Raw genomic sequence first — 25,235 nt, forward strand, 5'->3', positions numbered from 1 at the left:
AGGGCCGTGAAACGGCGCCGCGCCGATGATAGTGGGGGGCTATCCCCCGCGAAAGTAGGTCACCGCCAGGCACCCCCACAAAGCGCCGAAGGCCCCTCACGGGGCCTTCGGCATTTTGAGCCGGGGCGTGCAGTGGCTGGAAGGCTTTGGGGAATCCGGTTTTTTTCTTCCACCCCTTTCGCTATTCTGTTAAACTTCCAAAGTTACAGTTACATAAAGAGAAGATGGGCCGGGCGCCCATTTTTTGTTTGTGTTGATGAAACGAACCTTGGCCCTTGAGGCGTTGGTGGAGCAGGTACTTCAAAACCTGGGCTACGAGCTCGTCGACTTCGAACGGGTGTCTCACAGCAAGCTCATCCGCGTGTTTATCGATCAACCGGGAGGGGTGAGCGTGGAAGATTGCGCCTCGGTGAGCAACCACCTCACGCGCCTCTTCGCCGTGGAGGCGGTGGATTATGACCGGCTTGAGGTCTCGTCTCCAGGTCTGGACCGCCCGTTAAGAAAAGTATCGGATTTCCAGAGGTTCGTCGGGGAACGAGTTCGCATCAGGCTGCGCCATCCCCGAGAAGGCCGCTCCAATTTCGTCGTCACCTTGAAAGCCGTCGAGGGAACAAAAATACGGGCAAGCCTGGAGAGCACGGAACTGGAGTTCGATATCGACGATTTGGACAAAGCGCGGCTCGTGCCGCGGTTTTAAACGGTTACAGGGGAATCGCTTGGCAGGACAGGCTTTGCATATAGAGACAGGGCGAACCATGAGTCGGGAAGTTCTAATGCTGGTGGACGCGCTGGCCAGGGAGAAGAGCGTCAACAAGGACGTGGTCTTCGGTGCCTTGGAAATGGCGCTCGCCTCGGCGACCAAAAAGCGGTTCCGTGACGACATGGACGTGCGCGTGTCCATAGATCGAAGCACGGGCGATTACCGATCCTATCGGCGCTGGCTTGTCGTCAACGACGAGGAGGTGGAGTTTCCGGACCAGCAGATCGGCCTGAGCGAGGCTCGCAAGCGCAACCCCGATGTCCAGGTTGGCGATTACATCGAGGAACCGCTCGAGCCGGTGGAGTTCGGCCGTATCGGTGCCCAGACCGCCAAGCAGGTTATCCTCCAGAAGATCCGGGATGCCGAGCGCGAGCAGATCCTGAACGACTTCCTGGAGCGCAACGAGCACCTGGTGACGGGCGTGATCAAGCGCATGGACCGAGGCAACGCCATCATCGAATCCGGTCGGCTGGAAGCGCTGCTGCCAAGGGATCAGATGATCCCGAAAGAAAGCCTGCGGGTAGGAGACCGGGTGCGCGCCTACCTGCTGCGGGTGGATCGCCAGAGCCGTGGGCCGCAACTGATCCTCTCCCGAGTGGCCAACGAGTTCCTGGTCAAATTGTTCGAGCTGGAGGTGCCGGAGATCGAAGAGGGGCTGATCGAAATCAAGGGAGCCGCCCGGGACCCGGGTTCCCGCGCCAAGATCGCGGTCAAGTCGAACGATCCCCGGCTGGATCCCATCGGCACCTGCGTGGGCATGCGCGGCACCCGCGTCCAGGCGGTGACCGGCGAGCTGGCCGGAGAAAGGGTGGACATCGTGCTTTGGTCCCCGGACCCCGCCACTTTCGTGATCAACGCCCTCGCGCCGGCCGAAGTGAGCAGTATCGTCGTCGATGAAGAAAAGCACAGCATGGACATCGTCGTCGAGGAAGATCAACTGGCCCAGGCAATCGGCCGCAACGGTCAGAATGTGCGGCTCGCTTCCGAGCTCACCGGCTGGGAGCTCAACATTATGACCGTCGAGGAATCGAAGAAGAAAGGCGAAGAAGAGGCCGCTGCTATCCGCAAGCTTTTCATGGAGCGCCTCGATGTGGACGAGGAGGTGGCGAACATCCTGATCCAGGAAGGCTTTTCAACCCTGGAGGAAATCGCCTACGTTCCGATCAACGAGATGCTGGAGATCGAAGCGTTCGACGAGGAAACGGTCAACGAGCTGCGCAGCCGGGCCCGCGGTGCCTTGCTGAACGAGGCGATCGCGAGCGAGGAGCAACTGGAGGCGGACATCGGCGATCTCATGACCCTGGAAGGGATGGAGGCCGGTGTTGCCCGGAAACTGGTGGCGCAGGGCGTTTCCACCAAGGAGGCGCTGGCTGACCTGGCGGTGGACGACGTAGTGGAAATGACCGGGATCGACGCCGAGCTGGCCAAGAAGCTCATCATGGCAGCTCGCGCTCCATGGTTCGAACAAGAGGGTAAGGCAGAGTAATGGCACAGATGAACGTCGCCCAATTCGCCCGCGAGCTAGGCCTGCCCGCGACGTTGTTGCTGGAGCAGCTCAACGCCGCCGGGGTGGCCAAGACCATGGTGGACGACCCGCTCACGGAGCAGGACAAAACCCAACTCCTCGAGTACCTGCGCAAGGTCCACGGGGCCAAGGAGCCCAAGCAGAAGATCACGCTGACGCGGCGGCAGACTTCGGAAATCAAGAAAGCCGACAGCACCGGCAAGGCCCGCACCATCCAGGTAGAGGTGCGGAAGAAACGGGTGCTGGTGCGCCGCGACGTCACCGCGCAGGAAGTCCCGGCGCAGGAGCCCCCCCCCTCTCCGGCGCTAGTGCTGGATCAGGCGCAGCAGACGCTGCGGGAGGAGGAGGCCCGCAAGCAGGCCGAGCTGGCGGCCCGCCAGGCGGCCGAAGCCGAGGAGAAACGGGCCCGCCGCCAGCGCAAGAAGCAGGAGCCCGAGACCGCGGCCGGGGAGGAAACACAGGCACTGACGGCGGCGGTCGAAGCCGCCAGTGCTTCCGCCCCAGGCGTGGAGGAACCCGTCAAGGAAGCCGCTAAAGCGGCCCCGGCGGCTGCGGCGCCGATTTCGGAAGGCACTCTCCATCGCCCCGCGGCCAAAGCGCCGGAAGGCGGGGAAAAGGCGGAAAAGAAGGGGGTCAAGAAACCGGCGAAGGACACGGTGGCCTGGAAGGAGGAGGTCGCCAGGCGGCGCACCATCAAGACCCGGGGCGACACGGCGCTCGCCCAAGGCTGGAAGGAACGCAAGGCCGGTGCGCGGCACAAGGGGGGCGGCGAGCAGCCCGCCGCCTTCGCCCCGCCCAGCGAGCCGGTGGTCAAGGAAATCCTGGTTCCCGAGACCATCACCGTCGGCGAGCTGGCCCACAGGATGTCCGTCAAGGCTGCCGAGGTCATCAAGACCCTCATGAGACTGGGCACCATGGCCACCATCAACCAGGTCCTCGATCAGGACACCGCCATGATCGTGGTGGAGGAGATGGGGCATGTCGCGAAGCGGGCCAAGCTGGACGATCCGGAAGCCTTGTTGAGTGAGGCGCAGGCGGCGGTCAGCGCGCCGCTCGAGCCACGTGCCCCGGTCGTGACGGTCATGGGGCACGTGGACCACGGCAAGACCTCGCTGCTCGATTTCATTCGCCGCACCCGCGTGGCGAGCGGAGAAGCCGGGGGCATCACGCAGCACATCGGCGCGTATCACGTCAAAACCCCGCGCGGAGAGATCACCTTCCTGGATACGCCCGGGCACGAAGCGTTCACCGCGATGCGGGCGCGGGGCGCCAGGGTGACCGACCTGGTGGTGCTGGTCGTTGCGGCGGACGACGGCGTGATGCCGCAAACCGTCGAGGCGATCAATCACGCCAAGGCCGCCAAGGTGCCGATCGTAGTGGCGGTCAACAAGATCGACAAGCCAGAAGCGAACCCGGAACGGGTCAAGCAGGAGCTGGTGAGCCACGGGGTCGTGCCCGAGGAGTGGGGCGGCGACACCATGTTCGTCGAAGTCTCGGCCAAGACCGGGCAGGGCATAGACAATTTGCTGGAGAGCATCCTGTTGCAGGCCGAGGTTCTGGAGCTCAAGGCGCCGCGGGAGGCGCCTGCCAAGGGCATCGTCATCGAATCGCGGCTGGACCGCGGTCGAGGCCCGGTCGCCACCATCCTGGTGCAGAGCGGCACCCTGCGGCGCGGCGACGTGGCTCTCGTCGGCGCGGTGTATGGGCGCATCCGGGCGATGCAGGACGAGAACGGCAAGCCGGTGGAGGCGGCCGGCCCTTCGATCCCGGTGGAGATCCAGGGCCTCTCCGACGTGCCGCAGGCGGGCGACGAGCTGGTGGTCCTCGGCGACGAGCGCAAGGCGCGGGAGATCGCTCTCTTCCGCCAGGGGAGGTTCCGGGACGTCAAGCTCGCGAAGCAGCAGGCGGCCAAGCTGGAGAACGTGTTCGAGCAGATGGGCGAAGGCCAGACGAAGAGCCTTTCTCTCATCATCAAGGCCGATGTCCAGGGTTCGTACGAGGCGCTGGCGCACGCCCTACAGAAGCTCTCGACGGACGAGGTCAAGGTCAACATCGTTCATACGGGCGTGGGCGGCATCACCGAGTCGGACGTCAACCTGGCGCTCGCCTCCAAGGCGGTGATCATCGGCTTCAACAGCCGCCCAGACGCGACGGCACGCAAGCTGATCGCCTCCACCGGCGTCGACGTCCGCTACTACAACGTCATTTACGAAGCGGTAGACGAGGTCAAGGCGGCGCTGTCCGGCATGCTGGCGCCGGAGAAAAAGGAGAACGTCATCGGCCTGGTGGAGGTCCGCAACGTGTTCAAGATCTCGAAGGTGGGCGCGGTGGCCGGCTGCTACGTGACCGAAGGGGTGGTGAGGCGCAATTCCCAGGTCCGGGTGATCCGGGACAACGTGGTCATCCATACCGGGGAACTGGAGTCCTTGAAGCGCTTCAAGGAAGACGTCCGCGAGGTAAAGGCCGGGTTCGAGTGCGGTATCGCCCTCAAGGGTTTTGAAGACATCAGGGTCGGGGACCAGTTCGAGGTGTTCGAAGTCGTTGAGGTGGCTCGCACCCTGTGACCGGCGGGCCCGCTTGGCTTGGGGCCAAGGCGTGGACCTCCGGGGGCGAGGAGAACGGTCATGACGAGGCCCGGAGCGCGAGCACAGCGGGTGGCGCGCGAGATTCAGCGGGAGCTGGCCTGCCTGATCCGCGACGAAGTCAAGGATCCCCGCGTGGGCATGGTGACGCTGACCGAGGTCGAGTTGAGCCCCGATTTGTCCTTCGCCAAGGTCTATTACACCAGCCTGGGCGGGCGGGACGACAAGGAGACCGCGGAAGGGCTGCGCCGCGCCGCGCCCTTCCTGCGAGGAATGCTAGGGCAGCGCCTGCGGCTTCGGACCGTGCCCGAGCTTCGCTTCGTTTTCGATCCATCCGTCGAAGGGGGTATGCGGCTTTCGCGCCTGATCGACGAAGCGGTCGCCGCCGATCGCCTCAAAGGGGGCGACAAGCCCGACCCGGATTGAGCGCCGCTCCTCCTCGACCGCGACGCATGGCCCGCCACCGTATCGACATCGACGGCGTGCTCCTGTTGGACAAGCCGGCGGGCATCACGTCCAACGCCGCCCTGCAGGGCGTCAAGCGCCTGTTCGGAGCGGCCAAGGCCGGCCACGGCGGAACCCTGGATCCCATGGCGACCGGCCTGCTCCCGGTCGCCATGGGAGAAGCCACCAAGTTCCTCGGGAGTCTGCTCGAGGCCCGCAAGACCTACAAGGCCACGGTGCGCTTCGGCGTGCGCACTACGACAGGTGACGCGGAAGGGACGGTGGTCGAGCGCCGTCCGGTCTCGGTGACGCCCGCCCAATTGGAGACGGCGGTGACCTCCTTCACCGGGAAAGTCCGGCAGATTCCGCCCATGTACAGCGCCCTCAAGCGCAACGGGCGCCCGCTCTACCGTTACGCCCGGCAAGGCGTCGAAGTGGAGCGGCAAGCGCGCGAGGTGGAGATCTACCGGCTGGTGATCGAGGCGTTTCACGGCGAAGGGGCGACTTTGCTGGTGGAATGCAGCAAGGGTACCTATGTCCGCACTCTGGCGGAAGATCTGGGCGCGGCCCTCGGCTGCGGGGCCCATCTGGAAGCGCTGCGGCGCACAGGAATCGGGCCGTTCTCGGTCGAGCAGGCCGTTACCCCGAACCGGCTGGAGGCGTTGACCGAGGACGGGTGCAGGGCCCTGCTTCTCCCCGTGGATGCCCCGCTGGCTTCCTTGCCCAGGCTCGACGTGGCGCCGGCGGCCGAGCGGGCCCTGTTCCTAGGGCAGCCCGTCGCCGCTCCCGGCGGCGCAGCCGGGCCGGTCCGGCTCTATGCCGACCAGGGGCGATTTTTGGGGGTAGGCGAGAGCACTGGCGACGGCTGGGTGCGGCCCCGAAGGCTGATCCGCCCAGAGCGCCGGATCCAGGGCGGGGAGGGGGCGCGCATTCTTAGAAGCGCCAAGGGGTTACTTGAGCGTTAGCGTTTATACAGGATATAATGATAGTCTTTAGTGGAGCGATAAATGGCTATCACGACAGCAGAAAAATCCAAAATCATGCAGGACTTTCAGCGAGCCAAGGGGGACACAGGCTCGCCTGAAGTTCAGATCGCCCTGCTGACCGCGCGCATCAACTACCTCACCGAGCACTTCAAAACGCACGCGAAGGATCATCATTCCCGGCGCGGCCTGTTGCGCCTGGTCAGTCGCCGGCGGAAGCTCCTCGACTACTTGCGCACCCGCGACCCAGAGGCCTACCGCAAGCTCGTCGATCGGCTGGGCCTGCGCAAATAGGGGCTCGGCAGAGCGATTGGCTTCGGAACGATGGGGAATCTGATTTATCGAATGACCGGAGCCGTCCCTGCGCGCTGCCTGCGCCTTCGCGTCGCGCCTTTTTCTTTTCTAGCGAACCGCCTATTCCAGCGAGGTAAACGTCTTGGCGTACTTCAAGAAAACCTTAACCTACGGTAGGCACCAGCTCACGCTGGAAACGGGAGAGATCGCGCGGCAAGCGGATGGCGCGGTCCTCGTCAACTTGGACGATACGGTGGTCCTGGTGACCGTGGTCGCGGCGAAAGAGGCCAAGGAGGGTCAGGACTTCTTTCCTCTCACTGTCGACTACCTGGAGCGCACCTACGCCGCCGGCCGGATCCCCGGGGGCTTTTTCAAGCGGGAAGGGCGCCCGTCGGAGAAGGAAACCCTGACCTCCCGCCTGATCGACCGTCCGCTGCGTCCCCTGTTCCCTGAAGGCTTCTACAACGAAGTCCAAATCGTTGCCACCGTCGTTTCCTCCAACAACGAGGTTGATTCCGATATCCCGGCCATGATCGGCGCCTCGGCTGCGCTGGCTCTGGCGGGAATTCCTTTCAACGGCCCCATCGGGGCGGCCCGCGTCGGCTACCTTGAAGGGCAATACGTGCTCAATCCCACCGTCTCCGAGCTCAAGCGCTCGGCGCTGAATCTGGTGGTGGCGGGGACCGAGCAAGGCGTGCTGATGGTGGAGTCGGAGGCCATGGAGTTGCCGGAAGAAGTCATGCTTGGCGCCGTGGTTTTCGGCCACCAGCAAATGCAGCCGGTGATCCAGGCGATCCACGAGATGGTGGAGGCGGCTGGCAAACCGGAATGGGAGTGGACTCCCCCCGCCAAGGACCCGGAGCTCGTCGCCCGGGTCGCCGAGCTGGCCGAAGCGGATGTGAAGGAAGCCTATTCGATCAAAACCAAGCAGACCCGCTCGGAGCGGCTCAAGCAGATCCAGAAACGCCTCCTTGAGGCCCTCAATACGGGGGACAAGGTGGGACCGGCGAGGGAAAACGAGATCAAGAACCTACTCTTCGACCTCGAATACAAGGTGGTGCGCGAACGCATCCTCGCGGGGGAGCCCCGCATCGACGGGCGCGACACGCGAACCATCCGGCCGATCACCATCCGCACCGGCGTCCTTCCGCGCACCCACGGCTCCGCCCTCTTTACCCGCGGGGAGACCCAGGCGCTGGCGGTGGTGACCCTCGGCACCCAGCGGGACGAGCAGATCATCGACGCGCTCACCGGCGAGTATACCGAGCGCTTCATGCTTCACTACAACATGCCCCCGTACGCCACGGGGGAAACGGGCCGCGTCGGCCCGCCCAAGCGGCGGGAGATCGGCCACGGCAGGCTCGCCAAGCGGGCGCTGGCGGCCGTGATCCCGCCCCAGGAGGAATTCGGCTATTCCCTGCGGGTGGTCTCGGAGATCACCGAGTCGAACGGCTCTAGCTCCATGGCCACCGTCTGCGCCGGTTGCCTGGCGTTGATGGACGCCGGGGTGCCGATGAAGGGGCACGTCGCCGGCATCGCCATGGGGTTGATCAAGGAAGGCAACCGCTTCGCCGTGCTGTCGGACATCCTGGGCGACGAAGATCATCTGGGCGACATGGATTTCAAGGTGGCCGGGACGGAACGGGGGGTCACCGCGCTGCAGATGGACATCAAGATCACCGGCATCACCAAGGAGATCATGCAGGTCGCGCTCAACCAGGCGCGGGAAGGGCGCATGCACATCCTGGAACTGATGAAGCAGGCCATGCCGGCGACCAAACCCGAAATCTCCATCCATGCGCCGCGCATCATCAAGATGAAGATCAACCCGGAGAAGATTCGCGACGTCATCGGCAAGGGCGGCGCGGTGATCCGAGCATTGACTGAAGAGACGGGGACCACCATCGATATCGAGGACGACGGCACCGTGACCATCGCCTGCGTGAGCGCCGAGGGGGGCATGCTCGCCAAGAAGCGCATCGAGGAGATCACGGCCGAAGTCGAAGTGGGCAAGATTTACGAGGGTACCGTGCTGAGGCTGCTCGACTTCGGCGCCATCGTAAGCGTCCTGCCCGGCAAAGACGGGCTCCTGCACATTTCCCAAATCGCCAACGAGCGGGTCAACAACGTGGCCGACTATCTCAAGGAGGGCCAACTGATCCGGGTCAAGGTGCTGGAGGCCGACGACAAGGGACGGCTGCGGCTGAGCATGAAAGCGGCGCTGGCCGAAGAGGCGCAGTCCCCTTCCAGCACTACCCCGGTGCCGTAAAGACCCCAGGGCGGTTTACGGGAAGGCGCCTTTTTGCCCTAGGGTGTTTTTCCTCTTCGCGCCGTCTCGTCCCGCGGCAAGCTTCCCCGGCGGCCGCGGGGAAAGAAGAGGACCTATTTCGCTACCTGCCGCTCCCTCAACTCATCCAGCGTCTTGCAGTCGATGCATAGCGATGCGGTCGGACGCGCTTCCAGGCGTTTGAGCCCGATTTCCGCTCCACAGCTTTCGCAATATCCGTATTCTCCCGCATCGATCCGGGCGATGGTTTCATCGATCTTCTTGATAAGCTTGCGTTCCCGATCCCGGTTGCGTAGCTCGAGCGCCATGTCCGATTCCTGGCTGGCCCGGTCGTTCGGATCGGCGAACACCGTCGCCTCGTCCTGCATGGCGTGAACGGTGCGGTCGATGTCCTGGCTGAGTTCGAGCTTCAGCGTCTCCAGCACTTTCCGGAAATAGGCGAGCTGCCGCGGATTCATGTAAGGCTCTCCCTTTTTGGGCTTGTAGGGAGGAAGCGTCTTGCTGCCTTGGCTCGGCATAGGGGTCGGCCTCTGTGCACAAAAAAGCGCTTTAATAGCAAAATCGCGGCTACACCGCAAGTGAAAACAGCCTTACAAGGCAGCAATTTCATTGATTTTTTCCAGGGAGGGCGGTATATTTTTTCTTTTCCGGGGTGTAGCGCAGCCTGGTAGCGCTCCTGGTTTGGGACCAGGATGTCGGGAGTTCAAATCTCTCCACCCCGACCAGATCGGGTACCCATTCGGAAAGGCGGGCGAGCCTGTGGAGCGCCTCGTGCCCGTAGCTCAACCGGATAGAGCACCAGCCTTCTAAGCTGGGGGTTACAGGTTCGATTCCTGTCGGGCACGCCCTACCAGCGCGAATGGGTGCCGTCCGTGGTGGCGGTAGCTCAACGGTAGAGTCCCGGATTGTGATTCCGGTTGTTGTGGGTTCGAATCCCATCCGCCACCCCATTTCCCTCCGGGCGCTTCCGCCGGCGGCCGTGTTTTTCTCCGCGGGATCGTCCAGCCTTTCTCGCTGCGGCGCAGCTCAGGATCGGTTCGATTCGCCCCGCCCGCCGGGCGCCCAAGCATACCAGCGGCGCTCTAGGAGATCGAAGAGTCCCTGGACCAGGAGGGCGAAGACGGCCGCCGGAATCGCCCCGGCGAGAAGCATCTTCTGATCGTTGAGGGCGAGACCCGCCACGATGCGCTCCCCGTAGCCGCCCGCGCCGATGAAAGCGGCAATGGTGGCGGTGCCCACGTTGATGACCGCCGAGGTCTTAATTCCCGCCAGGATGGCGCGGCCGGCGAGGGGCAGCTCGATCAGCCCCAGGCGCTGGGCCGCCGATAGCCCCAGAGCGACGGCGGATTGCCTGACCCCCAGCGGAACCTCCTGCAGGCCGGCGTGGGTGTTGCGCACGATGGGCAGGAGCCCGTAGAGCACCAGAGCCACCAAAGCGGGCACCACCCCGATCCGCTGCAGGGCGGCGATCAGGAAGGCGAGCAGCGCCAAAGCGGGGATCGTCTGGATGACGCCCACCGCTCCGAGCATCACCGCACCGACCCTGGGAGCGCGCTGGGCGGCGATGCCGAGGGGGATGCCGATGGCCGCGCTCAGGACCAGAGAACCGAAGACCAGCAGCACGTGCTCCAGGGTCAAGCGCGCGAGATCCGGCCCGGTCAAGACCTCCAGCAAGCTTTGTTCTCTCGGTGGTGAGCCTGCGGCGCTCCGGCCGCCGAGAAAGCCGGCCGCCACGTCGGCGAAGCTCTTGCCCCCGAGTTCCGCTTCGGCATTGAGGCGCACCATGGTGGACGCGGGTATCGTCCCGGCCAGGGCTTCGAGGGCTCGCCACGCTTTCGGGAAGCGGCTGGGCGCGTCGGTGCGGTAGACCAGCACGGCCTCGTAGGAAGGAAAATATTTCCGGTCGTCCTCCAATACCCGGAGCCGGTAGCGGGTGAGCTTGGCGTCGGTCGTATAGACATCGATCACGTCCACTTGGCCCGCCGCCAGCGCCGCATAAGCGAGCCCGTGGTCGAGCCCGCGCGGGTTGGAAAACGGTAAGCCGTACGCCTCCTTCAGGCCCGGCCAGCCGTCGCGCCGGCCCAGGAATTCCTGGGACAATCCCAGCCGTAGGTCCGGGTGGTCCACAAGATCGGAAATCCGGTTGAGCCTCCGCCGCTCGGCCACATCCTCCCGCACCGCCAGGGCGTAGGTATTGTTGAATCCCAGGGGAATGCCGACGGCGAGGCCATAGGGGGCGAGCTGGAGATTGAGCTTAGCGAGGCTGGAGGGCTGGGAATTGCCCAGGATTTCTCGGTCCAAGGTCCCCGTATATTCGGGATAGATGTCGATGGCGCCCGACTTGATCGCCTCGAACACGATGGCGGTATTGCCCAGCCCGGGCCGGTGTATCGCGATCTCACCCACCCGCAGAACCGTTTGGCGCACGATCTCCCCCAGGATGTAGGACTCGGTAAAGCGCTTCGAACCGACGATGAGCGTTTCGGCGGTCGCGCTCCTGGGGGGCGGGGCGAGGGCAGCGGCCAGGACCGCCACGAGCGCCAGGGGAAGCCCGCCGCGCCGAAGGCAAAGCCCGACCCGGGCCGGACGGAAAGAGGGGCGATCCGGCCAGCGGGGGGATCTTTCGGCCATCGGTGAGGAGGCAGGGGCACTTGTCCGGGACACTGCCCAGGATTTTTCAAAAAGCCTTATAATCCGCACTTTTATTTTTCTCGTGTTGACCGCCAACAACCTCCATTGCGTCCGAGGGGAGCGGGAAGTCTTCCGCGAGGTGGGCTTCGAGCTAACCTCGGGGGGCCTGCTCCACGTCGCGGGACCCAACGGCAGCGGCAAAACCAGCCTGCTTCGCATGCTGTGCGGCCTCCTCGCCCCCGAATCGGGGGAGATCCGCTGGGGCGGGGAACCGATTCGCAGTCTGGGCGACGAATATTTCGCGCAGTTCCATTATGTGGGGCACCTGAACGGGATCAAGGACGAGCTGAGCGCCCGGGAAAACCTGAAGGTCTTTGCCGGGCTGGCGGGACAGCCGATCGGCGAGGGCTGGGCGCTCGATGCCTTGCGCCGGCTGGGCTTGGGCGGGCGAGAGGATTTTCCGGTGAAATGGTTGTCCCAAGGGCAGAAGCGGCGCGTGGCCCTCGCCCGCTTGACCCTCATGAACCGCCCCTTGTGGGTGCTGGACGAGCCTTTCGCCGGCCTGGACCAGGAGGCGATCGCCCTGGTGCAGGGGCTCGTGGAAAGGCACCTGGAGCAGGGGGGGCTGGCGGTGGTGACTACGCACCAGGAGATGCAGATCCGGGGCGCCCGGGTGCAGCGGCTCCTGCTGGCCGGGTGAGGGATGCTGGCCGCCTTGCGCTGGGTGGTGGTGCGGGATCTGACGCTGGCCTTGCGCCAGCGCTCGGATGTGATGACGACCTTGTTTTTTTTTGTCATCGTGGTGAGCCTCTTTCCTCTGGGAGTGGGGCCGGAACTGGACAAGCTACGGCCGCTGGCGGCCGGGGTGGTATGGGTCGCGGCGCTGCTCGCCTCCATGCTCTCCCTGGGGCGAGTGTTCGCCCATGACTATACGGACGGCACCTTGGAGCAGTTGTTGATTTCTCCCCAACCCCTTTCTCTGCTGGTGCTGGGGAAGATTATCGCCCACTGGATCGTCTCCGGCGTCCCGCTGGTGGTCATGGCGCCGCTCCTCGGGTTGCAGTACGACTTGTGGGGAGGTCCCCTCGCGGTGCTGGTCCTGTCCCTGCTGCTCGGCACGCCGGTCTTGTCGGCCATCGGAGCGGTGGGCGCCGCCCTCACCCTGGGCTTGCGCGGCGCCAGCGTCCTGGTGGCCCTGCTGGTTCTTCCCTTGTACGTCCCGGTGCTGATTTTCGGCGCGGGTGCGGTGGACGCGGCGGCCTCGGGGATCGGGATCGAGGGCCATCTTTCCCTCCTGGGGGCCTTCCTGCTGGCGTCCCTGGCGCTCTCGCCCTGGGCTGCCGCCCTGGCGTTGCGGGTCTCGATGGAGTGAGGAAGCATGGGGCGCGCAAACATCAACTGGTTCAAGTACGCTTCTCCGTCCACTTTCTATGGCCTGGCGGGGCGCCTGATCCCCTGGTTCGGCGCGGCCTCCGCGCTACTCTTCGCCGTGGGCCTTTATCTTGGCTTTTTCGTCGCCCCCACCGATTTCCAGCAGGGGGAGGTCTACCGTATCATCTTTCTGCACGTGCCGGCCGCCTGGATGTCCATGTTCCTCTACGTGGTGATGGCCGCCTACTGCGCCCTGGGGCTCGTCTTCAACACCCGGCTCTCCTTCATGATGGCGCGGGCCATCGCCCCGACCGGGGCGCTGTTCACCTTCATCGCCTTGTGGACCGGGGCGCTGTGGGGGCGGCCCACCTGGGGCACCTACTGGGTGTGGGACGCGCGGCTCACCTCCGAGCTGATCTTGCTCTTTCTCTATCTCGGCTATCTCGCGCTGCAGGCGGCGATCGAAGACCCGCGCCGCGGCGACCGGGCCGGGGCGGTCCTCGCCCTGGTGGGGGTGGTGAACGTGCCCATCATCTACTACTCGGTCGAGTGGTGGAACACCCTGCACCAGGGGGCCTCGGTCAGCTTGACCGCCGCCCCCAAGATGGCCGCCCTCATGCTGCAGGCGATGCTGGTCATGGCGGGCGCCTGTTGGACCTATTCCGTTGCCGTGATCCTGGCGCGGGTGCGCTGCATCATCCTGGAGCGGGAGCGGCGCGTCGCGTGGGCGGCCGAACTTTCGGGACGGAGCGTATGAGCTGGGGCAGCCTAGAGAATTTCCTGGCCATGGGGGGCTACGGCTTCTATGTCTGGGGCGCCTACGCGATTTCCCTGCTCACCCTGGCGATCGAGGTGGCGGCGGTGGTGCACCGGCGCCGGGCGCTGCGCATGGCCACGATGGATAAAGAGGAGAGGTTGAGACATGAAGGCTCGGCATAAGCGCCTGGCCCTGGTGGCCGCCGCCCTGGCCTTGCTCGCGCTTGCCACCGGGCTGGTGCTGAACGCGTTTCGCACGAGTCTCGTGTTTTTCTTCACGCCTTCCCAGGTGGCGGCTCAGGAGGCGCCCCTCGACAAGGCCTTCCGCATCGGCGGCCTGGTGGAGGAGGGCAGCGTGCGGCGGGAGCCGGACGGGCTGACGGTGCGCTTCAACGTGACCGACACCGCCAAGACCATCCCGGTCGTCTACCGCGGGATCCTTCCCGATCTGTTCCGCGAAGGCAAGGGCGTGGTGACCCAGGGACGGTTGCGGGAAGACGGCGTTTTCGTCGCTACCGAGGTGCTCGCCAAGCACGACGAAAACTACATGCCGCCCGAAGCCGCCCACGCACTGGAGCAAGCAAGCAAGGCCCAGCGGACGGTGGTGGAGGGGGGGAAATGAGGATCCGGCCATGATTCCCGAGCTCGGCCAGTTCGCCCTGATCCTGGCCCTTCTGCTGGCTTTGGTCCAGGGAACCGTTCCGATAATCGGCGCAGCGCTGGGAGTGCGCGGCTGGATGGCGGCGGCCCGACCTCTGGCCCACGGGCAATTCGTCTTCGTGGCCATTGCCTTCGGCTGTCTCGCCTGGTCGTTCGCGCACAACGACTTTTCGGTTCTCAACGTCGCCACCAACTCCAATTCGCTCCTGCCCCTGCACTACCGCATCGCTGCCACCTGGGGTTCCCACGAAGGCTCGATGCTGCTCTGGGCGCTGACGCTCGCTCTCTGGACGGTGGCGGTGACGCTCTTCAGCCGCCGGCTGCCCGAGGAGATGGTGGCCCGAGTGCTGGGCGTCATGGGGTTGGTGAGCGTGGGCTTTCTCCTGTTTTTGTTGCTCACCTCCAACCCCTTCGAGCGCCTTCTTCCTCCCGCGCCCGAAGGGCGCGACTTAAACCCCCTGCTGCAGGACCCGGGCATGGTGATCCATCCCCCGTTGCTGTACATGGGCTACGTGGGCTTTTCGGTCGCCTTCGCTTTCGCCGTCTCGGCGCTGCTCTCCGGGCGCCTAGACGCCTCCTGGGCGCGCTGGTCCCGCCCTTGGACCACTTGCGCCTGGATGTTCCTCACCCTCGGCATCCTGCTGGGGAGCTTCTGGGCCTACTACGAGCTGGGCTGGGGCGGCTGGTGGTTCTGGGACCCGGTGGAGAATGCCTCCTTCATGCCGTGGCTCGTGGGCACGGCGCTCATCCACTCCCTGGCGGTCACCGAGAAGCGCGGGGCCTTCAAGAGCTGGACCGTGCTGCTGGCGATCGCCGCCTTCTCCTTGAGCCTGCTGGGCACCTTCCTGGTGCGCTCCGGCGTCCTCACCTCGGTGCACGCCTTCGCCACGGATCCCAAGCGCGGCGTGTTCATCCTGGGCCTTCTCACCCTGGTGGTGGGGGGCTCGCTCCTGCTCTATGCGCTACGGGCGCCGCGGGTAGGCCTGGGCGGGCGCTTCGAGCTCCTCTCTCGGGAGTCTTTGCTGCTCGCGAACAACGTGCTGCTGGTGGTGGCCTGCGGCACGGTGCTGCTTGGCACCCTCTATCCGCTGATCGTGGACGCCCTCGGCCTGGGCAAGCTCTCGGTGGGCCCGCCCTATTTCAACGCCGTGTTCGTGCCCTTGATGGCGCCGCTCCTCTTCCTGATCGGTGTGGGGCCGCTTGCCCGATGGAAAGAGGCGAGTCTGGCGGAGCTGGCCCGGCGCCTGCGCTGGGCTCTTGCGACCGGGATGGCCACCGCCCTTGTCCTGCCCTTCCTCCTGGGCGCGTGGACCCCCTTGATCGCCCTGGGGCTGCTGCTTAGCGCCTGGATCGTGGCGAGCGTGGTGGTGGCGCTCTGGGGGCGGCTGCGGGAGGCTTCCGGCGGCGGAAGCCTGGGGGCGCGGCTCAAGCGTCAGTCCTGGAGCTACTACGGCATGCACCTCGCCCACCTGGGGGTGGCGGTGTTCGTCTTCGGCGTGACGCTGGTCAAGGGCTACGAGACGGAGACCGACGTGCGCATGGGGGTCGGGGACACGGTCGCCGTGGGCGGCTATGCCTTTCGTTTCGAGGGCGTCACCGAGCGATCCGGTCCCAACTATTCGGCGCTGCGGGGCACGGTGACGGTCACCCGGGCCGGTCGCCCCATAAGTACCCTCCATCCGGAAAAGCGTTTCTACCCGGCTTCCGGCCAGACCATGACCGAGGCGGCCATCGATTACGGCTTCACCCGCCACCTCTACGTCTCCCTGGGCGAGCCCTTGCCCGAGGGGGCCTGGAGCGTGCGCCTCTACCACAAGCCCTTCGTCGGCTGGATCTGGGGCGGGGGGCTCCTCATGGCCCTCGGGGGGCTGCTTGCCCTCGCCGACCGGCGCTACCGGCTCGCCGGCCGGCGGGGGAAGGAAGCGGAGGCAAAGGCAGCCTCTGCGACCCAGGAGCTCGCACCGCAGACCGCGCGGCCATGATCCGCTCCCTCCTCCCCCTGGGGCTTTTTGCGGCGGTGGCCGCCTTCCTGTTCGTCGGGCTTGGCCGCAACCCGCGGGAGGTGCCCTCGCCCCTCGTGGGCAAGCCCGCCCCCGAGATCGGGCTCGCCCTCCTGCGCGACCCGCAAAAGAGCTTCCGCACGGCCGATCTCCAGGGCCAGGTCTGGCTGTTGAACGTCTGGGCCTCCTGGTGCGTCGCCTGCCGGGAGGAGCATCCCCTGCTCCTGGAGGTGGCCCGCTCGGGGGTGGTGCCCCTCGTGGGGCTCAACTACAAAGACCACCGGGATGAGGCGCTCGCCTGGCTCGAGCGCTTCGGCGACCCCTACCGCTTCAGCGTCATGGACCGGGAGGGCCGGGTGGGGATCGACTACGGGGTCTACGGGGTGCCGGAGACCTTCGTGATCGACGCGGAAGGGGTGATCCGCTACAAGCACATCGGGCCCCTTACCCCGGAGCGCTGGCGCGAGCGGCTGCTGCCCCTGATCCGGGAGCTTCAGGGATGAGGCGGGCGTTGGGGCTGTGGCTGCTCTTCGCCCTCGTGGCGGGGCCGGTCGCGGCGAAAGAGGCGGCGCCCCGGGCCGAGGACCCCCGCCTGGAGGCGCGCCTTCAGGCCCTCGCCAAGGAGCTGCGCTGCCTCGTGTGCCAGAACGAGTCCCTGGCGGACTCCAACGCCGATCTCGCCCGGGACCTGCGCCGGGAGATCCGGGAGATGATGCGAGAAGGCCGCAGCGATCGGGAGGTGGTGGACTTCCTGGTCGCCCGCTACGGGGACTTCGTGCTCTACCGCCCGCCAGTCAAATCCACCACCCTTCCCCTGTGGGCCGGACCCTTCGTGCTGCTGGCGATCGGGCTCGGGGTCCTCCTCGTGGTGGTGCGCCGGCGCCAAGCCCATGAGCCGCCCTTGAGCGAGGAGGAAGCCCGTCAAGCCGAGGCCTTGCTCGCCGCAGAGGGAGAACGGGAAGGACAATGACCGCTTTCTTAGTGGCGAGCGGGACGCTCCTCGCCCTCGCCCTGGCTTTCATCCTCGTGCCCCTGCTGCGGGGTTCCCGCCGGGCCGGAGGCGCCAATCCCCTGGGTGTCAACCGAGCCGTCTACCAGGATCAGCGTGAGGAACTTGCCCGGGAACGGGAAAACGGGCTGCTGACCGACGGCCAGTACCAGGAAGCCTTGGACGAGCTCAAGCGCCGCATGCTCCGAGATCTGGACACCGCCTCGTCTGCCGGCAAGACGCCCGTTCGCGGCAGATGGCGGTTTGCCCTTCCCGTCCTTCTGGCGCTGGCGGTGCCGATCGCTTCGATCCTGCTCTATCTCCAGATCGGCAGCCCCGATGCCCTGCGCCTGGCCGCCACCGGACCGGCGGCCCCGTCCCCTGCAGATGTGGAAACCCTGGTGGCCCGTCTGGCGCAACGGCTCGAAGAGCACCCGGAAGATGCCCGAGGTTGGGCCTTGCTCGGCCGGTCCTATTCGGCGCTGGGACGGTTCGACCAGGCGGTGGCGGCTCTCGAGCGGGCGAGGGCTCTGAGTCCCGACGACGCGGCGGTCCTGGCCGACTTGGCCGACGCGCTGGCCATGGGTCAGGGACGATCCCTTCTGGGGCGGCCCACGGAGCTGCTCACCCGTGCGCTGGAAATCGATCCTCGCCATCCCAAGTCCCTGGCCCTGGCGGGGGCGGCAGCCTTCGAGCGGGGCGAGTACGCCGCCGCCGTCGACTACTGGGAGCGGCTGGCGGCTCAGCTCGAGCCGGGCTCCGAGCTGGCCCAGCGGGTGGCGGAGAGCCTTTCCGAGGCCCGCGATCGGCTCTCGAAAGGAAATGTGAGCCGCCAGGGAAGCGGCGCTCCGGTCGCCGCGGAGGGGAACGGGCGGCTGGCCGGGATTGCCACCCTGAGCCCGGCCTTGGCGGGACGGGTCAAGCCCGACGATACTCTGTTCATCTATGCCCGCGCGGCGGAGGGCCCGCCCATGCCCCTCGCCATCCTGCGGGCGAAAGCCTACGACCTTCCCCTGAGCTTCACCCTGGATGACAGCATGGCCATGGTGCCCGGTGTCTCCCTTTCCGGCGTCCCGAAGGTGGTGGTGATCGCCCGGATCTCTAAGTCCGGGAGCGCCGAGCTGCGGAGCGGCGACCTGGTGGGCAGGGCAGGTCCGGTGACCCCGGGCGCCCGGGACGTGCGCATCGTGATCGACCAGGTCGTCCCCTGAGGCTTCCAGAAGCCCGCGCTGGGTTTAGGTTTTTTTCTCACTTTGGTGGTTGCCTGGGGGCTGGGACCGGCTGTGCTTTCGCTGGCCGGGCTCAGGGCAGAGGGTCGCTGAAAGGCCCTCAGGTCTCAGGCACAGGCCCGGCGCAACTCGTGGGCCATCCACAGGGCAAAGGTGAACACACCGACCGCGCCCGCCTGGTGGGCGGCGGCGAGGGGCAGGGGAACCACCAGGAGCAGGGTGGCGATGCCCAGGGCGATCTGCAGCGCTACCATGCCGAGCAGGGCATGGGCAGCCAGCCGGGCGCGGGGAGGCAGGGAAAAGCGCTGCGCCCGGAACCAAAAGACCGGCACGAGGAACGCCAGCAGCCAGGCGATCAAGCGGTGGTTGAACTGGACGGTGGCCATGTTGCTGTAGAAGTTAGCGTGCCACGGCTCCAGCATGAACAGCTCGGGCGGGACGAGCCGTCCGTTCATCAGGGGAAACGTGTTGTAGGCGAAGCCCGCCCGCAGTCCCGCCACCAAGCCTCCCGAGAGCACCATCAGGAAAACCAGGGCGGTCAGGGCATAGGCGAAGCGCTTGAGCCCCTGCAGACGGGAATCCCCCGGCGGCCGCGGTTTTTTCGCCCGCATCAGGTCGAGGGCGATCCAGAACAGGGCGCCGTAGATCAGGAACGCAAGCCCCAGGTGGGCAGTCAGGCGCAGGGGGCTCACCCGGGGATCTTCCACCAGGCCGCTCTGGACCATGTACCAGCCCAACGCGCCCTGAAGCCCCCCTAGCACGAAGATCGCGCCGAGCTTGTAAGCAAGCGGCCGGTCGATGCAGCGCTTGATCGCGAAGTAGACGAGGGGCACGAGAAAGACGACGCCGATGGCGCGACCGAGCAGGCGGTGGAAGTACTCCCACCAGAAAATACCCTTGAACTCGTCCAGGGACATGCCCTTGTTGACCTGCTGGTATTCGGGCGTCTGCTGGTACTTGTGGAACAGGGCGTCCCAGTCCTCCTGAGACAAGGGCGGGACGGTGCCCACGATGGGCTGCCACTCCACAATGGAAAGCCCCGAATGGGTGAGCCGGGTGACGCCGCCCACCACCACCATGGCGAACACCAGGGCACAGCAGGCGAAGAGCCAGGCGATGACCGCCCTGGGCGGGGCCGAAGAAGGCATGGCGTTCGCGGGTCTCACCGATGGGAAAATTCGTGCCGCGGGAACGGGGAGGGCACCGGCCGGCCGGAGGCGGCGCCCATGATACGGTCTCGAGCCAGCCCAGGCAATAACTGCTCCCCGGGCCGGCTCACCTCACCCGCAGCAGCCGCTGGCGCTCCCGTTCCCATTCCCGCTGGCGCTCCGCCTCCCGCTTGTCGTGCTGCTTCTTGCCCCGGGCGAGGCCGATTTCCAGCTTGATCCGGCCGTTACGGTAATGCATGTCCAGGGGCACCAGGGTGTAGCCTCGCTGCTCCACCTTGCCGATGAGCCGCTTGATCTCCTCGGCATGGAGCAGCAGCTTGCGGGTGCGGGTGGGGTCCGGGTGCACGTGGGTGGATGCGGTGGGGAGCGGGCTCACGTGGCAGCCCACCAGGAACACCTCCCCCTTGCTCACCACCACGTAGGCTTCCTTGAGCTGGACCCGCCCCGCCCGGATCGCCTTCGCCTCCCAGCCCTCCAGGGCGATGCCGGCCTCGTAGCGCTCTTCGATGAAGTAGTCGTGGAACGCTTTTTTGTTCTGGGCGATGCTCATTGAGTGAGATCAAGGCGAAAATGCGATATTTTAACAATTTTTGCTTTCGCTTCTGGCGGTGTCCGAGGCCCTCGTACGACCCATGGCCGAAGTCCAGCGTTCCGTCATCGTGCCGTATTCGGCCCAGGAGATGTATCAGCTCGTGGATCAGGTGAAGCGCTACCCCGAGTTCATGCCCTGGTGCGGCGGCGCTTCCGAGACGCCGATCGACGGCAACCGCAGCCACGCTACCATCGTCATCGATTACCACCATATCCGCCAGAGCTTCACCACGGAGAACACCAAGCAGCCCCCTGAGCTGATCGAGATGGAGCTCAGGCACGGCCCCTTCAGGCGCCTGGACGGCCACTGGCGCTTCGTTCCCCTGGGAGACAAGGCTTGCAAGGTGGAGTTTCGGCTCCACTACGAGTTTTCCCACAAGCTGCTGGAAAAGCTGGTGGGGCCCGTGTTTCACCGGATCGCCAACAGCTTCGTCGAGGCCTTCGCCCGGCGGGCCGAGCAGATCTACGGCGAACGATGAGCGGCGAGCTGACGGTGGAGGTGATTTACGCGCTGCCGGCCGTCCAGCGGCTCAAGCGGATCGCCGTGCCGCCGGGCACCACCGTGCAGCAGGCCATCGAGCGCTCCGGAATCCTCCAGGACTTTCCCGAGATCGACCTGACGAAAAACAAGGTGGGGGTGTTCGGCAAGCTCACCCGGCTGGACGCGCCCCTGAAAGACCGGGACCGGGTGGAAATCTACCGCCCGCTCATCGCCGACCCCAAGGAGGTGCGGCGCCGGCGGGTGGAGGCGGGCTCCCGACGCAAGCCGGAAGGCTGACCGGGCGGCTGCGGGCCGCCAGCGGCGGAGGCCTCAAGGGCCGCACCACCTGGCCACTTCCCTGCGCCACTTCTCGGTCTCCTCGGCCCGCTGCTCGTCGCTCAGGTACTCCCGCTCCCCCTGGGGCGTGTAGCGCAATACCCGTCCGGCCTGGGTATAGCTCGCCAGGTTGGCCCGGGCTGCATCGCAGTTCTGGGCCTTGAGCTGGGCCTCTTTTTGCGCTTTGAGCTCCTCCTCCGCCCGCTCTGCCCGCCGCTTCCTGAACTCGAGCTCCTGCTCCTGGAGACTCTTGGGCGCCGGGGGCGCGACATTTTCCGCCGCCGGCTGGGCAGAGGAAGGTGCCTTGATGGCCGTTCCTGCCTGGAGGCAGCGGGCCGACGGCTGGTCCGTGTAATACGCCCGGCCTTGGGCGTCGCTGCACTTGTAAAGATCCGCAAGGGCCGGCAGCGTGAAAAGGGCCAGGGTCGCCGCCGCGAGCCCTCTGGTCATGATGTTCATTCGATCCGCTCCTTGCTTTAACCGCCGGGGAAAGAGGATGATGCAAATGCCCTACAGCCTACACACTTCTACTTTTTTGTCAATGCATTGCATTTAAAAGCTAATGTCGAATCGACATTTACCCTCTGGCTACAGGGTCGGTATAATGATGTTTTGTGGCAGGTAGGAAAAAATGCGCCTCATCGAAAAGGCTCTCACGTTCGACGACGTTCTCCTCGTTCCCGCCCACTCCACTGTTCTGCCCCGCGAAGTGAGCCTGGAGACTTGGTTGACCCGGGAAATCAAGCTGAACATCCCCCTGGTGTCCGCCGCGATGGACACGGTCACAGAGGCGAACCTCGCCATCGCTATCGCCCAGGAAGGGGGCTTGGGCATCATCCACAAGAACATGACCGATCGGGCGCAAGCCCAAGAGGTGTTCAAGGTCAAGCGCTTCGAAAGCGGAGTGGTCAAAGACCCGATCACCGTCCCCCCCGACATGACGGTGCGCAAGGTGCTGGAGCTGCAGCGGGAGCACAAGATTTCCGGGTTGCCGGTGGTGGAGGGGCTCCGGGTGGTGGGCATCGTCACCAACCGGGACCTGCGCTTCGAGACCCGGCTGGACCAGCCGGTCAAGAACATCATGACCCCCCGGGAGCGGCTGGTCACGGTGCGGGAAGGCGCGCCTTTGGAAGAAGCGATGGCCCTGATGCACAAGCATCGCCTGGAGCGGGTGCTGGTGGTGAACAGCAGCTTCGAGCTCCGGGGGCTGATTACGGTGAAGGACATCCTCAAGTCCAGCGAGCACCCCAACGCGTGCAAGGACGCCCTGGGACGGCTACGGGTGGGGGCGGCCATCGGGGTGGGCGAAGGCAGCGAAGAGCGGGCCGCAGCCTTGGTGGAAGCGGGCGTGGACGTGATCGTGGTGGACACGGCCCACGGCCATTCCCAAGCGGTCCTGGACCGGGTACGCTGGGTCAAGCGCACGTTTCCCCAGGTGCAGGTGATCGGCGGCAACATCGCCACCGCAGCCGCCGCCCAAGCCCTCGTGGACTGCGGCGCGGATGGGGTCAAGGTGGGCATCGGCCCGGGATCGATCTGCACCACCCGAGTCGTGGCCGGCGTGGGCGTGCCCCAGATCACGGCCATCGCCAACGTGGCCAAGGCCCTCGAAGGTACCGGGGTGCCCCTGATCGCCGACGGGGGCATTCGCTACAGCGGCGACGTGGCCAAGGCGCTGGCCGCCGGCGCCTACTCGGTCATGCTGGGGGGGCTGTTTGCGGGCACTGAAGAATCGCCGGGCAAGATCGAGCTGTTCCAGGGCCGCTCCTACAAGACCTATCGGGGCATGGGCTCCCTGGGCGCCATGCAGCAGGGCTCCAGCGATCGCTACTTCCAGGACGCCGAGATGAGCTCCGACAAGTTGGTGCCCGAAGGTGTGGAGGGCCGCGTGCCCTACAAGGGGCCGGTGGTCAACGTGATCAACCAGTTGATCGGCGGCGTGCGTTCGGCCATGGGCTACTGCGGTTGCGCCACCATCGACGAGCTGCGGGCCAAGGCGGCGTTCGTCGAGATCACTTCCGCCGGCGTGCGCGAGTCCCACGTGCACGACGTGCAGATCACCAAGGAAGCGCCGAATTACCACGTCGAGTGAATCGTGAAGGATGGCCGGTGCCCGTCCCAGACCGGCAGGGTTATCCTCCGTTGAACCCCGACGCCTCGATCCCGTGCACGACCGCATCCTGATTCTTGATTTCGGTTCCCAGTACACGCAGCTCATCGCCCGCCGGGTGCGGGAGTGCCACGTGTACTGCGAGATCCATCCTTGCGACGCTCCCGAGGAATTCATCCGCGCCTTCTCTCCTAAGGGCATCATCCTGTCCGGCGGGCCGGCGTCGGTGTACGAGGAAGCGACGCCCCGGGCGCCGGAGATCGTGTTCCGTCTGGGCGTACCCGTGCTGGGCATCTGCTACGGCATGCAGACCATGGCGGCCCAGCTCGGGGGCACGGTGGAAAACTCCAAGATGCGGGAATTCGGTTACGCCGAGGTCCGGGCGCGGGGCCACTCGCGCCTGCTTCGCGACCTCCAGGACCGGGTGACGCCGGAAGGGCATGGCCTCCTGGACGTGTGGATGAGCCACGGCGACAAGGTGATCGACCTGCCGCCGGGCTTCAAGGTGATCGCCAGCAACGCCGCTTCGCCCATCGCCGGCATGGCCGACGAAACGCGCGGATTCTATGGCCTGCAGTTCCACCCGGAAGTGACCCACACGCTCCAGGGCAAGGCCATCCTGGAGCGCTTCGTACACACCATCTGCGGCTGCCGGACCGACTGGAACATGCCCGACTACGTGGAGGAGGCGGTGGGCCGCATCCGCTCCGAAGTGGGCGGAGACGAAGTGATCCTGGGGCTCTCCGGCGGCGTCGACTCCTCGGTCGCCGCGGCCCTCATCCACCGGGCGATCGGCGAGCAGCTCACCTGCATCTTCGTGGACACCGGGCTGCTGCGCTTGAACGAGGCCGAGCAGGTCATGGACACCTTCGCCCGCCATCTGGGGGTGAAGGTGCTGATGGTGGACGCTTCCGAGCGCTTCATGCGGGCGCTGGAAGGGGTGGCCGATCCGGAGGAGAAGCGCAGGATCATCGGGCGTGAGTTCGTGCACGTGTTCCAGGAGCAGGCGGAAAAACTGGGCGACGCCCGCTGGCTGGCCCAAGGCACCATCTATCCCGATGTCATCGAATCGGCGGGAGCGAAGACCAAGAAGGCCCGCACCATCAAATCCCACCACAACGTGGGCGGGCTGCCTGAGACGCTCCATCTCAAGCTCCTGGAGCCCCTGCGGGAGCTGTTCAAGGACGAGGTGCGCGAGCTAGGCCTCGCCCTAGGGCTTGCGCCGGAGATCGTGTTCCGCCATCCGTTTCCCGGTCCGGGTCTGGGAGTAAGAATCTTGGGGGAAGTCAGGCGGGAATACGCCGACATTCTGCGCCAGGCGGACGCCATCTTCATCGACGAGCTGCGGGCTTCCGGCTGGTACGAGAAGGTGAGCCAGGCCTTCGCCGTGTTCCTGCCGGTGAAATCGGTGGGGGTCATGGGAGACGGCCGCACCTACGAGTACGTGGTGGCGCTGCGCGCGGTGGAAACCCAGGACTTCATGACCGCCCGCTGGGCGGAACTTCCCCATAGCCTCCTCTCCCGAGTCTCCAACCGCATCATCAACGAGGTGCGCGGCATCAACCGCGTGGTCTACGACATCTCTGGCAAGCCGCCGGCTACCATCGAGTGGGAGTGATGGCGACGCCTGTCGCACAACGCGACCTGTTCGACGAACCCGGCGCGGCGCTCTCGATCCGCATCGAATCCGCTGACAAGGCGCTGAGCAAGAACCAGCGCTTGTTTAACCAGCTTGCGGAACGGCTGCGGGCGCTGCGCGCCGAGCTGACTTCCTGGCAGCATGCACTGGACCGGTCCGGAGTCGCGCCGCTGCGGAAATCGAACCGCTGCAGCGCGAGTTGCTGGCCAAGCAACGGGCGGCCGTGTTGTTCATGGATGGGCTCCTCGCCAGCACGGCGGCGAAAGGTGACCGGCTGACGCGTAGCCGCGGGCCAGGCTGCGCAATACCGTCGTCGCTTTGGCCGAAACCGTGCTGCAGGCCGGACCCGATGACGAAGTCGAAGCCGTTTTCGGCCGCCACAGCGGTTTGCGACATCGG

At 65.8% G+C, this 25,235-nt stretch carries 26 protein-coding genes and 3 tRNA genes; 24 read left to right on the plus strand and 5 right to left on the minus strand.

Features of this window, described 5'->3' with window-relative positions:
* The first annotated feature begins 256 nt into the window (after positions 1–256).
* From rimP to pnp, 7 genes are all read left to right on the plus strand, one after another.
* Positions 257–697: a ribosome maturation factor RimP gene (gene rimP, locus ACUVYZ_RS06415; RefSeq protein ID WP_439933784.1), complete on the plus strand. Its 441-nt coding sequence runs from the start codon at positions 257–259 to the stop codon at positions 695–697.
* A 58-nt stretch (positions 698–755) separates the two neighbouring features.
* Complete coding sequence (nusA, locus tag ACUVYZ_RS06420; RefSeq protein ID WP_439933783.1) at positions 756–2,246, plus strand: transcription termination factor NusA; 1,491 nt, start codon at positions 756–758, stop codon at positions 2,244–2,246.
* Entirely contained in the window at positions 2,246–4,849 is a 2,604-nt protein-coding gene (infB, locus tag ACUVYZ_RS06425) for a translation initiation factor IF-2 (RefSeq protein WP_439933782.1), read from the plus strand. The genes nusA and infB overlap by 1 nt, the downstream gene beginning before the upstream one ends.
* 60 nt (positions 4,850–4,909) lie before the next feature.
* Positions 4,910–5,293 carry a 30S ribosome-binding factor RbfA gene (gene rbfA / locus ACUVYZ_RS06430; protein WP_439933781.1) on the plus strand — a complete coding sequence of 128 codons (384 nt, stop codon included), beginning with the start codon at positions 4,910–4,912 and terminating at the stop codon, positions 5,291–5,293.
* Positions 5,294–5,319: 26 nt separating this feature from the next.
* Positions 5,320–6,276: a tRNA pseudouridine(55) synthase TruB gene (truB, locus tag ACUVYZ_RS06435; protein WP_439933780.1), complete on the plus strand. Its 957-nt coding sequence runs from the start codon at positions 5,320–5,322 to the stop codon at positions 6,274–6,276.
* Between the two features lie 42 nt (positions 6,277–6,318).
* A complete protein-coding gene (gene rpsO / locus ACUVYZ_RS06440) occupies positions 6,319–6,588 on the plus strand; it encodes a 30S ribosomal protein S15 (protein ID WP_439933779.1) in 270 nt (89 codons plus the stop codon).
* A gap of 142 nt (positions 6,589–6,730) precedes the next feature.
* Entirely contained in the window at positions 6,731–8,857 is a 2,127-nt protein-coding gene (gene pnp / locus ACUVYZ_RS06445) for a polyribonucleotide nucleotidyltransferase (protein WP_439933778.1), read from the plus strand.
* Between the two features lie 113 nt (positions 8,858–8,970).
* Here pnp and dksA read toward each other — a convergent pair whose 3' ends face one another.
* On the minus strand, positions 8,971–9,393 hold the full coding sequence (gene dksA / locus ACUVYZ_RS06450; RefSeq protein ID WP_439933777.1) for an RNA polymerase-binding protein DksA: 423 nt from the start codon (positions 9,391–9,393) through the stop codon (positions 8,971–8,973).
* A gap of 130 nt (positions 9,394–9,523) precedes the next feature.
* On the opposite strand from dksA, the gene ACUVYZ_RS06455 reads away from it, so the two are divergent.
* From ACUVYZ_RS06455 to ACUVYZ_RS06465, 3 genes are all read left to right on the plus strand, one after another.
* Positions 9,524–9,600, plus strand: a tRNA-Pro gene (locus tag ACUVYZ_RS06455).
* 46 nt (positions 9,601–9,646) lie between these two features.
* A tRNA-Arg gene (locus ACUVYZ_RS06460) sits at positions 9,647–9,720 on the plus strand.
* Between the two features lie 30 nt (positions 9,721–9,750).
* Positions 9,751–9,825 (plus strand) — tRNA-His (locus ACUVYZ_RS06465).
* A gap of 76 nt (positions 9,826–9,901) precedes the next feature.
* Here ACUVYZ_RS06465 and ACUVYZ_RS06470 read toward each other — a convergent pair.
* Entirely contained in the window at positions 9,902–11,506 is a 1,605-nt protein-coding gene (locus ACUVYZ_RS06470) for a glycine betaine ABC transporter substrate-binding protein (RefSeq protein WP_439933776.1), read from the minus strand.
* An 82-nt stretch (positions 11,507–11,588) separates the two neighbouring features.
* Here ACUVYZ_RS06470 and ccmA point away from each other — a divergent pair, with 82 nt between their 5' ends.
* From ccmA to ccmI, 9 genes are read left to right on the plus strand one after another with little or no spacing between them, the layout of a single operon-like run.
* Positions 11,589–12,206, plus strand: a complete 618-nt coding sequence (ccmA, locus tag ACUVYZ_RS06475) for a cytochrome c biogenesis heme-transporting ATPase CcmA (protein WP_439933775.1) — start codon at positions 11,589–11,591, stop codon at positions 12,204–12,206.
* Between the two features lie 3 nt (positions 12,207–12,209).
* Positions 12,210–12,878 carry a heme exporter protein CcmB gene (gene ccmB, locus ACUVYZ_RS06480; protein ID WP_439933774.1) on the plus strand — a complete coding sequence of 223 codons (669 nt, stop codon included), beginning with the start codon at positions 12,210–12,212 and terminating at the stop codon, positions 12,876–12,878.
* Positions 12,879–12,884: 6 nt separating this feature from the next.
* Entirely contained in the window at positions 12,885–13,634 is a 750-nt protein-coding gene (locus tag ACUVYZ_RS06485) for a heme ABC transporter permease (protein ID WP_439933773.1), read from the plus strand.
* Complete coding sequence (gene ccmD, locus ACUVYZ_RS06490) at positions 13,631–13,816, plus strand: heme exporter protein CcmD (RefSeq protein ID WP_439933772.1); 186 nt, start codon at positions 13,631–13,633, stop codon at positions 13,814–13,816. The genes ACUVYZ_RS06485 and ccmD overlap by 4 nt, the downstream gene beginning before the upstream one ends.
* On the plus strand, positions 13,800–14,255 hold the full coding sequence (gene ccmE / locus ACUVYZ_RS06495; protein WP_439933771.1) for a cytochrome c maturation protein CcmE: 456 nt from the start codon (positions 13,800–13,802) through the stop codon (positions 14,253–14,255). Before ccmD ends, ccmE begins: the two co-directional genes overlap by 17 nt.
* A gap of 10 nt (positions 14,256–14,265) precedes the next feature.
* Entirely contained in the window at positions 14,266–16,275 is a 2,010-nt protein-coding gene (locus tag ACUVYZ_RS06500) for a heme lyase CcmF/NrfE family subunit (protein WP_439933770.1), read from the plus strand.
* Positions 16,272–16,796, plus strand: a complete 525-nt coding sequence (locus ACUVYZ_RS06505; RefSeq protein ID WP_439933769.1) for a DsbE family thiol:disulfide interchange protein — start codon at positions 16,272–16,274, stop codon at positions 16,794–16,796. The genes ACUVYZ_RS06500 and ACUVYZ_RS06505 overlap by 4 nt, the downstream gene beginning before the upstream one ends.
* Complete coding sequence (locus ACUVYZ_RS06510; RefSeq protein ID WP_439933768.1) at positions 16,793–17,263, plus strand: cytochrome c-type biogenesis protein; 471 nt, start codon at positions 16,793–16,795, stop codon at positions 17,261–17,263. Before ACUVYZ_RS06505 ends, ACUVYZ_RS06510 begins: the two co-directional genes overlap by 4 nt.
* Positions 17,260–18,492 (plus strand): c-type cytochrome biogenesis protein CcmI, encoded by a 1,233-nt coding sequence (gene ccmI / locus ACUVYZ_RS06515; RefSeq protein WP_439933767.1) that lies wholly within the window; start codon positions 17,260–17,262, stop codon positions 18,490–18,492. Before ACUVYZ_RS06510 ends, ccmI begins: the two co-directional genes overlap by 4 nt.
* Before the next feature lie 125 nt (positions 18,493–18,617).
* On the opposite strand, the gene ACUVYZ_RS06520 is transcribed toward ccmI, so the two are convergent.
* Positions 18,618–19,658 carry a COX15/CtaA family protein gene (locus tag ACUVYZ_RS06520; protein WP_439933766.1) on the minus strand — a complete coding sequence of 347 codons (1,041 nt, stop codon included), beginning with the start codon at positions 19,656–19,658 and terminating at the stop codon, positions 18,618–18,620.
* Between the two features lie 127 nt (positions 19,659–19,785).
* A complete protein-coding gene (gene smpB / locus ACUVYZ_RS06525; protein ID WP_439933765.1) occupies positions 19,786–20,229 on the minus strand; it encodes an SsrA-binding protein SmpB in 444 nt (147 codons plus the stop codon).
* A gap of 82 nt (positions 20,230–20,311) precedes the next feature.
* Here smpB and ACUVYZ_RS06530 point away from each other — a divergent pair, with 82 nt between their 5' ends.
* Together ACUVYZ_RS06530 and ACUVYZ_RS06535 are read left to right on the plus strand one after the other, a co-directional pair.
* Entirely contained in the window at positions 20,312–20,749 is a 438-nt protein-coding gene (locus ACUVYZ_RS06530; RefSeq protein ID WP_439933764.1) for a type II toxin-antitoxin system RatA family toxin, read from the plus strand.
* Entirely contained in the window at positions 20,746–21,048 is a 303-nt protein-coding gene (locus tag ACUVYZ_RS06535; RefSeq protein ID WP_439933763.1) for an RnfH family protein, read from the plus strand. Before ACUVYZ_RS06530 ends, ACUVYZ_RS06535 begins: the two co-directional genes overlap by 4 nt.
* Positions 21,049–21,081: 33 nt before the next feature.
* Here ACUVYZ_RS06535 and ACUVYZ_RS06540 read toward each other — a convergent pair whose 3' ends face one another.
* Positions 21,082–21,546 carry a DUF4124 domain-containing protein gene (locus tag ACUVYZ_RS06540; RefSeq protein ID WP_439933762.1) on the minus strand — a complete coding sequence of 155 codons (465 nt, stop codon included), beginning with the start codon at positions 21,544–21,546 and terminating at the stop codon, positions 21,082–21,084.
* Between the two features lie 172 nt (positions 21,547–21,718).
* Between ACUVYZ_RS06540 and guaB the strand changes: the two genes are divergently transcribed.
* The 3 genes from guaB (at position 21,719) to ACUVYZ_RS06555 (ending at position 25,114) form a co-directional block, all read left to right on the plus strand.
* On the plus strand, positions 21,719–23,179 hold the full coding sequence (guaB, locus tag ACUVYZ_RS06545; protein ID WP_439933761.1) for an IMP dehydrogenase: 1,461 nt from the start codon (positions 21,719–21,721) through the stop codon (positions 23,177–23,179).
* Between the two features lie 73 nt (positions 23,180–23,252).
* A complete protein-coding gene (guaA, locus tag ACUVYZ_RS06550; protein WP_439933760.1) occupies positions 23,253–24,815 on the plus strand; it encodes a glutamine-hydrolyzing GMP synthase in 1,563 nt (520 codons plus the stop codon).
* A complete protein-coding gene (locus ACUVYZ_RS06555; RefSeq protein ID WP_439933759.1) occupies positions 24,815–25,114 on the plus strand; it encodes a hypothetical protein in 300 nt (99 codons plus the stop codon). Before guaA ends, ACUVYZ_RS06555 begins: the two co-directional genes overlap by 1 nt.
* Positions 25,115–25,235: the final 121 nt, after the last annotated feature.

The organism is Pelomicrobium sp. P1 (genome assembly GCF_052805615.1).